The organism is Methylobacterium sp. J-088, assembly GCF_022829295.1.
Taxonomy (GTDB): domain Bacteria; phylum Pseudomonadota; class Alphaproteobacteria; order Rhizobiales; family Beijerinckiaceae; genus Methylobacterium.
In genome coordinates this window covers 1-1,931 of sequence record NZ_JAKSYH010000250.1, presented here as the reverse complement: position 1 = coordinate 1,931, position 1,931 = coordinate 1, and the positions used below count along the sequence as shown (strand labels likewise).

Annotated in this window: 3 protein-coding genes; all 3 read left to right on the top strand. The window is 70.0% G+C overall.

From position 1 onward, the window contains the following. The coding region (locus MKK63_RS27075; RefSeq protein WP_244007034.1) for a hypothetical protein at positions 1-415 on the top strand (415 nt) is incomplete at its 5' end. Between the two features lie 10 nt (positions 416-425). After that, complete coding sequence (locus MKK63_RS27070) at positions 426-710, top strand: hypothetical protein (RefSeq protein WP_244007033.1); 285 nt, start codon at positions 426-428, stop codon at positions 708-710. A 37-nt stretch (positions 711-747) separates the two neighbouring features. Further along, a partial coding sequence (locus MKK63_RS27065) for a hypothetical protein (RefSeq protein WP_244007032.1) occupies positions 748-1,931 on the top strand: 1,184 nt, incomplete at its 3' end.

Here is a 1,931-nt window from a genome sequence, read left to right as displayed (position 1 = left end):
GCCCCGAACCCAGATCGGCCTGCTCGCCCAGGAGGTGGCCGACCACAAGCCCGGCACCGTCGGCCCGATCGGTCTCGGCGACCTCCTCGGTATTGATTACGCCAAGGCCACGGAGGACGCGGCCAAGAAGGGCGGTGGTGGATCCTCGGCTCCGGCCGCGCCTCCCGCTGGTGGCCCCGAGCCCCGGTTGACGATGGTGATCCGCGCCATCCCCGGCTCGCATGCTGGTGAGACCGCGAACGGTCTGGGCGAAGCCATCATGGGGCTTCTGGGTCCCGCTGATGGTCGCTCTGGCGGTGCTCCGGCCGGCCTGCTCGCGCACGCCATGCAGTCGATGATCCCGCAGGAGCCCGAGCCGATCCGGCGCGAGCGGCCCAAGACCCCTGCCGGCGGCAAGCGCCGCACGGCGGCTTGAGGAGCGCGTGATGGATCACCTCGACGTGCCCGAGTTCGAGCCGGACGCCATCTCGACCGAGGGCGAGCCGCTGACGCACCTGCAGGTTCGCATCGGCGTCTGCCAGGCCGAGGCCGCCCATGCCTTCCGGGCGCTGCAGGCGGTCAGCGGTCAGGCCGCGACTATCTTGGAGAACGGCAGCGGCACGGTGGGGGATCTCGTCGGTCTGATCACCGCGTTCGAGCAGCTTCAGCAGCAGGCCGGAGGGCACCTCGCCTGCCTCGGGGCCGCGATCTCCTCCGCGGGGTCGGCATGACCTTGCGCATCTCCTCTCCGACCCGAAAGGCCAACCCGTGAGCGCAGGACTGTCCTTCGGCGCATTGCCCGCCTTCGCTGATCTGAGCCCAAATCAGCAGGCGCAGATCATGGCCGCCTTGCAGGGTCAGGGTCAGCCTGCCAACGCCCCGCAGGTCGCACCGTCCAGCTTGCTCGGTCAGGTCGACCCGCAGGCCACGGGCGCGATCCCGGATCGTGGTGGCCCACCGGTCGCGATGGGCGAGCATCAGACCCAGGCCCTTGAACGGGCGATGGCTTCGCCTCAGGATCGCGCTGCGCTCGGCTCCGTGCCGGGCTCGCCCGACCAGCTTCTGTTCGACCGCGCCGGTATGGGTGGCGGTGCCAACCCGTTCGGGGGCTCGGCGGACCCCTCCAGCCAGCGCAACGTGCCGCTCCCGCCGCAGCGCCCGAGCGAGGCCGACCTGCTGTCCGCGCCGACCGCGACGGGCTCGGTCTCTGGCACGAACCCCGGCGCTCCGCGTGGGCAGCTCGTGGCGACCAGCGCCTATCACCCGAACAGCCCCGGGACGGATCAGGCTGCGCCTGGCTCTACGCCGACTGGCGGGTACCCTGGCGGCGCTGGTGAATTCGATCCACTCACGGGGCAGCGCCTATCCGATCAGCCGCGCTCGCTCGGTACGCCACAGGGTGTTGTCTCGCCTGCAGGCGCGGCCGCGGCGACCGGCGCATCCTCGGGTCTGGGCGGTGGCAGCGTCTTGGAGCGGTTCCGTCAGGGCGTCAGCGCCGGCAACCCGGACATCGGCAACCTGCTGTTCCACCTCGGCATCGGCATCGCCAGCAACCGCGGCATCGGGCCGGGCGTCGCGGCCGGTCTGCAAAGCTACGGGGCCAGCCAAGCGGGATCGCTCAAGGGCCAGCTTGAGCAGATCAAGTTCATGCAGGAGCAGCAGGGCCAGCAGGACACGTATTCTCACCTCGTCAACAATCTGAAGCTCGATCCGACCGCCGCGCGTGCGGCGATGCGCAATCCGACCGTCCTGAACAACCTGCTGACGCAGTCCAAGCCGAACCTCGCGACCATCGGCGGCAATGTCTACGACCTGAACCGGAACGGTGGGGTGCCAGGGCAGGCGAACCTTCTTGGGCCGTCCGGCATCCCCCTTGATCAGGAGGTGAAGAAGGCCGACGCCCTCGCCTCCGTCGCGGACGCGCACGCCAAGGATGACATCGTCCTGCAGTC

Excerpts from the sequence above, each read along its gene's own strand:
- MKK63_RS27070 (WP_244007033.1), top strand. The coding sequence starts at position 426 with ATGGATCACCTCGACGTGCCCGAGTTCGAGCCGGACGCCATCTCGACC.